This is a genomic window from Thermophilibacter sp. (assembly GCF_966187215.1).
In genome coordinates this window covers 1-5,366 of the sequence record NZ_CBIFYV010000102.1, presented here as the reverse complement: position 1 = coordinate 5,366, position 5,366 = coordinate 1, and the positions used below count along the sequence as shown (strand labels likewise).

Below are 5,366 nucleotides of genomic sequence, written 5' to 3'. Positions count from 1 at the left end.
GCCGTCTCACTCGCACCTGTTACAATGACCCCGGCGGCACAGGGGTATCGTCCAATGGTTAGGACAGTGGTTTTTGGTGCCATCAATGTGGGTTCGAATCCTACTACCCCTGCCACCGTCGCCTCACGCTATCATGATTGTGTAAGGGACTCACGCGTCGCTTGGAGGCCGCACATGCCCATGACCGCGATTGTCCTCGCCGCCGGCGAGGGAACGCGCATGAAGTCCCGTCACCCCAAGGTAATGCACAAGCTCCTCGACCGTCCGCTCGTCTCCTGGGTCACGCGCGCCGCGCGCGAGGCCGGGGCCGAGCGCATCGTGGTGGTCGTGGGGCACGGCGCCGACGAGGTGCGGGCCCATCTTGCGAACGAGAAGGACGTCGAGTGCGTCGAGCAGACCCAGCGCCTGGGGACCGGCCACGCCGTCCGCACCGCCCTCGAGGGCGCACGCGTCACCGAGGGCCCGGTGCTCGTCCTCAACGGCGACGGCCCGCTCGTGGAGGCCGAGACACTGCGCCGGCTGCTCGCGCCGGTCGCGTCCGGCGAGGCGGCCGAGGCCATCCTCACCTGGACCCCCGCCGACCCCTTCGGCTACGGCCGCCTCGAGTTCGACGAGGACGGGTCGGTCGCGCGCATCATCGAGCAGAAGGACTGCACGCCCGAGCAGGCGGCGACGCTCACCTCCTGCAACCCGGGCTTCTACGCCTTCGACGCCGCACCGCTCTCCGCCCACATCGGCGAGCTCACGACCGCCAACGTCCAGCACGAGTACTACGTCACCGACATGGTCTCCATCCTGCGCGGCCACGGGCTGCGCGTCGCCGCCGTCACCGCCGACGACCCCGACGAGCTGCTCGGCGTCAACAGCCGCGCCCAGCTCGCGCAGCTGACGACCGTCGCGCGCGACCGCATCAACGCGCGCCTCATGGCCGAGGGCGTGACCATCATGGACCCGGCCACCACCTGGGTCGGGCCGGACGTCACCGTGGGCCGCGACACGATCCTGCTCCCCATGACCATGCTCATGGGCTCCACCAGCGTGGGCGAGGAGTGCGTCGTCGGCCCCAACACGCGCCTCACCGACTGCACCGTGGGCAGCAACGTCTCGCTCGAGGAGACCGTGGGCACGGACGTCACCATCGACGACGACGTCACCGTGGGGCCGCGCGCGTACCTGCGCGGCGGCGCGCACGTCAGGCGCGGCGCGCACGTGGGCACGCACGTCGAGATCAAGAACTCCGACATCGGCGAGGGCTCCAAGGTCCCGCACCTCTCCTACATCGGCGACTGCACCATGGGGTCCGGCGTCAACATCGGCGGCGGCTCCATCACCTGCAACTACGACGGCGTGCACAAGAACCGCACCGTCATCGGGGACAACGTGTTCGTGGGGTCCGACACCATGATGGTGGCCCCGGTCACGATCGGCGACGGGGCGCTCGTGGGGGCGAGCTCCTGCGTCACCAGGGACGTTCCTGCCGACGCGCTCGCCCTCGAGCGCAGCGAGCAGCGCATTGTTGAGGGGTACGCCGCCAGGCGACTCGAGCGACTCAAGAAAGGCGAGGCCTAGATGTACGAGAACCTGAGCGAGCCCATGCCGCTGAAGAAGGAGATTAAGCTCTACACCGGCACCGGCAACCCCGCGCTGTCCCAGAAGATCGCCGAGATCCTGCACCTGGAGCTCCAGGGCCTGAGGATCGAGAAGTTCGCCAACGGAGAGATCTACGCGCGCTTCGTCGAGTCCGTCCGCGGCGACGACGTCTTCTTCATCCAGTCGCTCTCGGGCCAGAACGTCAACGACCTGCTGATGGAGACCCTCGTGGTGGCCGACGCCGCCAAGCGTGCCTCTGCGTCCAAGTTCACCGCCGTGCTCCCGCACTACTGCTACGCGCGCCAGGACCGCAAGGCCGCCGCGCGCGAGCCAATCACCGCGCGTTTGGTGGCCAACCTGCTGGAGGCCGCCGGCGTGGACCAGGTCATCACCATCGACCTGCACCAGGGCCAGATTCAGGGCTTCTTTGACGTCCCGGTGACGCACCTCACGGCGCTCTATCTCATCGGCGACTACTTCAAGGAGAAGGACTTCGACTGGTCCAACACCGTGGTGGTCTCGCCGGACATGGGTCGCGCCAAGCACGCCAAGAAGCTCGCCGACTACCTGGGCTGCGAGGTCGCCATCGCCCACAAGAGCCGGCCGAAGCACAACGCGGCCGAGGTCATGGGCATCATCGGCAACATCGAGGGCAAGACCTGCATCGTCAACGACGACATGATTGACACCGCGGGCACGCTCTGCAACTCCGTGCGCAAGCTCAAGGAGATGGGCGCCGGCGACATCTACGTCTCCGCCACGCACGGCATCTTCTCGGGCAAGGCCGTCGAGCGCCTGCAGGACGCGCCGCTCGTGGAGTGCGTGGTCACCGACATCATCCCTTGCGAGGTGGCCAACAAGCCCGGCTCCAAGATCAAGACCGTCTCCGTTGCCAACGAGCTGGCCGAGGCCATCAACAGCGTCTACATGCGCAAGTCGGTCTCCGAGATCTTCGGCGGCGGCGCCGAGCTATAGCACCGTCCCGTGGCCGCCTTCCCCATTGCAATCGTCTGCGGGCTCGGAAACCCGGACGCCCAGTACGCCCGCACCCGCCACAACGCCGGCTTCGCCGTGGTCGACGTCGTGGCGGGGCGGCTGGGCGTGCGCTACTGGAAGAGCGAGGCGGGCGCCCAGACGGCCGCCGTCACGGTCGGCTCTGGCGACGACGCGCGCGAGGTGCTTCTCGCCAAGCCGATGAGCTACATGAACACGAGCGGCGGCCCGCTCTCAAAGCTCGCGCGCGCCCACCACGTGCGCCCCGCGCAGATCCTGGTGGTCCACGACGAGGTGGACCTGGCCGCCGGCGAGGTGCGCCTCAAGGAGGGAGGCGGCCTCAACGCCCACAACGGCCTGCGCTCCATCGCCGACAAGCTCGGCAGCCGCGACTTCGCGCGCGTGCAGGTGGGCATCGGCCGGCCCCCCGGGCGCATGGCCGTGGCCGACTACGTCCTACGCGAGCTCAAGGGGAGCTTCCTCGCCGACTTCGAGCTCACCGTCGAGCGCGCCGCGGACCTGGTCCTGGAGCAGCTCTCCTAGTCCCGCGGCGGTCGGCGCACCCGTCCGACCGTCCACCGCCCTTCTCGCCCCATGCGCAGCTCAATGCGCATGTGCTGGGGTACAATCGTGCGTCGGTGGAGCCGCGAGGGGGTATGCGGCTCCGATCAGGAGACTTGCAGGAGAGGAGTGCGGTTAATGTACAAGATCCTCGAAAAGACGCAGTTCTCGGAGAAGGTGTTCAAGTTCCGCATCGAGGCGCCCCAGATGGCCAAGCATGCTCACGCTGGCCAGTTCCTGATGGTGCGCGCCAACGAGACGGGCGAGCGCGTCCCGTTCACGCTCGCGGGCTGGAACGCCGATGAGGGCTGGGTCGAGTTCATCTTCATGGTGATCGGAAAGACCACGGAGATGCTCTCAACCTACGAGGCCGGGGACAGCCTTCAGGACGTCACGGGGCCGCTCGGCCAGCCCACCGAGATGGGCGAGGGTCCCTGCGCCGTCATCGGGGGCGGCGTCGGCCTGGCCATCGCCTACCCCGTGGCCAGGCACCTGGTGGAGACGGGCCACGAGGTCCACGCAATCATGGGCGCCCGCACCAAGGACCTGCTGCTGCTCGAGGAGCAGTTCCGCGAGCTCCTGCCCGAGGACCACATCCACATCACCACCGACGACGGCTCCTACGGCGAGAAGGGCGTGGTCACCGCGCCGCTCGAGCGCCTGCTCGAGTCCAAGGCGGTCTCGCAGGTCTTCTGCGTCGGCCCGGTACCGATGATGAAGTTCTCGGCCCTCACCGCCGAGAAGTACGGCACGCCGATCATCGCCTCGCTCAACCCGATCATGGTCGACGGCACCGGCATGTGCGGCTGCTGCCGCGTCGAGGTCGACGGCCAGACGAAGTTCGCCTGCGTCGACGGCCCCGACTTCGACGCCACCAAGGTCGACTGGAACGACCTGCGCGCGCGTCAGGCCGCGTATCGTACCGAGGAGGGCCAGTCCCTCAAGGCCTATGAGGAGGCGAACTGCGCATGCCACAGGTAAACGGTCGCTTTGTTCCCGACATGAAGTCGCCGCGCACGCCGGACAACGAGGAGCCGGCGGAGGAGCGCGCCCGCGACTTCCGTCCCGTTGACAAGGGCTTCACCAAGGAGATGGCGCTGGCCGAGGCCGAGCGCTGCATGGACTGCAAGAAGCCGCTGTGCGTCGAGGGCTGCCCCGTCAACATCAACATCCCCAAGTTCATCGAGAAGATCCGCGAGGAGAAGTTCGGCGAGGCGCTCGACATCATCCGCGAGGACTCGATGCTGCCGGCCATCTGCGGCCGCGTCTGCCCGCAGGAGAACCAGTGCGAGGGCAAGTGCATCCGCGGCAAGAAGAGCGAGCCGGTGGCCATCGGCCAGCTCGAGCGCTTCCTGGGCGACCAGCCCGAGCTCGCCTCCACGCCCAAGATGGCGCCCAAGAACGGCAAGAAGGTTGCGATCGTGGGCTCCGGCCCGTCCGGCATCACCTGCGCCGGCGAGCTCGCCCGCAACGGCTTTGACGTGACCGTCTTCGAGGCGTTCTTCACCGGCGGCGGCGTGCTCGTCTACGGCATCCCCGAGTTCCGCCTGCCCAAGGCGGTCGTCAAGCGCGAGATCGACGGCCTGATGGACCTGGGCGTCAAGTTTGAGTACAACGCCGTGGTCGGCCGCATCGTCGACGCCGACGAGCTCTTCGAGATGGGCTACGACGCCATCTACATCGCCACCGGCGCCGGCCTGCCCAAGCTGCTCAACATCCCCGGCGAGAACCTGCCCAACGTCTTCTTCGCCAACGAGTACCTCACGCGCGTCAACCTCATGAAGGCGAACCAGTTCCCCGCCTACGACACGCCCACCAAGCACGGCAAGCGCGTCGTGGTCTTCGGCGGCGGCAACGTGGCCATGGACGCCGTGCGCACCGCCAAGCGCCTGGGCGCCGAGCACGCGATCATCTGCTACCGCCGCACCGAGGCCGAGATGCCGGCCCGTCGCGCGGAGCTGCACCACGCCAAGGCCGAGGGCGTCGAGGTCATGCCGCTCGTGGCGCCGCTCGAGTTCCTGGCCGGCGAGGACGGCACCGTCTGCGCCGTGCGCGTGCAGCACATGGAGCTCGGCGAGCCCGACGAGTCCGGCCGCCGTCGCCCGGTGCCCATCGAGGGCGCCATCGAGGACATCCCCTGCGACGTTGCCATCTCGGCCATCGGCACCAACGCCAACCCGTTCGCCAAGATGATCGGCGACATCAAGCTCAACAAGTGGGGC

5 protein-coding genes and 1 tRNA gene are annotated in these 5,366 nt (G+C 68.0%); all 6 read left to right on the top strand.

Translation table 11 applies throughout. From position 1 onward, the window contains the following. The first annotated feature begins 40 nt into the window (after positions 1–40). Positions 41–115 (top strand) — tRNA-Gln (locus tag ACWTSU_RS08240). A 59-nt stretch (positions 116–174) separates the two neighbouring features. Next, the gene (gene glmU, locus ACWTSU_RS08235; protein ID WP_455139602.1) at positions 175–1,569 is read left to right on the top strand and encodes a bifunctional UDP-N-acetylglucosamine diphosphorylase/glucosamine-1-phosphate N-acetyltransferase GlmU; all 1,395 of its coding nucleotides are present in this window, start codon (positions 175–177) and stop codon (positions 1,567–1,569) included. Then, the gene (locus ACWTSU_RS08230; protein WP_455139600.1) at positions 1,570–2,565 is read left to right on the top strand and encodes a ribose-phosphate diphosphokinase; all 996 of its coding nucleotides are present in this window, start codon (positions 1,570–1,572) and stop codon (positions 2,563–2,565) included. It abuts the gene before it with no gap. A gap of 9 nt (positions 2,566–2,574) precedes the next feature. Continuing rightward, on the top strand, positions 2,575–3,126 hold the full coding sequence (gene pth, locus ACWTSU_RS08225) for an aminoacyl-tRNA hydrolase (protein WP_455139598.1): 552 nt from the start codon (positions 2,575–2,577) through the stop codon (positions 3,124–3,126). Positions 3,127–3,282: 156 nt separating this feature from the next. Then, positions 3,283–4,125 (top strand): sulfide/dihydroorotate dehydrogenase-like FAD/NAD-binding protein, encoded by an 843-nt coding sequence (locus tag ACWTSU_RS08220; RefSeq protein WP_455136735.1) that lies wholly within the window; start codon positions 3,283–3,285, stop codon positions 4,123–4,125. Beyond that, positions 4,113–5,366: NADPH-dependent glutamate synthase (gltA, locus tag ACWTSU_RS08215; protein WP_455139596.1), on the top strand; the 1,254-nt coding region annotated here is incomplete at its 3' end. The genes ACWTSU_RS08220 and gltA, both read left to right, overlap by 13 nt.

Bases quoted from the DNA above. Each gene is read 5' to 3' on its own strand.
- glmU (WP_455139602.1), top strand. From the start codon at position 175: ATGCCCATGACCGCGATTGTCCTCGCCGCCGGCGAGGGAACGCGCATG.
- ACWTSU_RS08230 (WP_455139600.1), top strand. From the start codon at position 1,570: ATGTACGAGAACCTGAGCGAGCCCATGCCGCTGAAGAAGGAGATTAAG.
- ACWTSU_RS08220 (WP_455136735.1), top strand. From the start codon at position 3,283: ATGTACAAGATCCTCGAAAAGACGCAGTTCTCGGAGAAGGTGTTCAAG.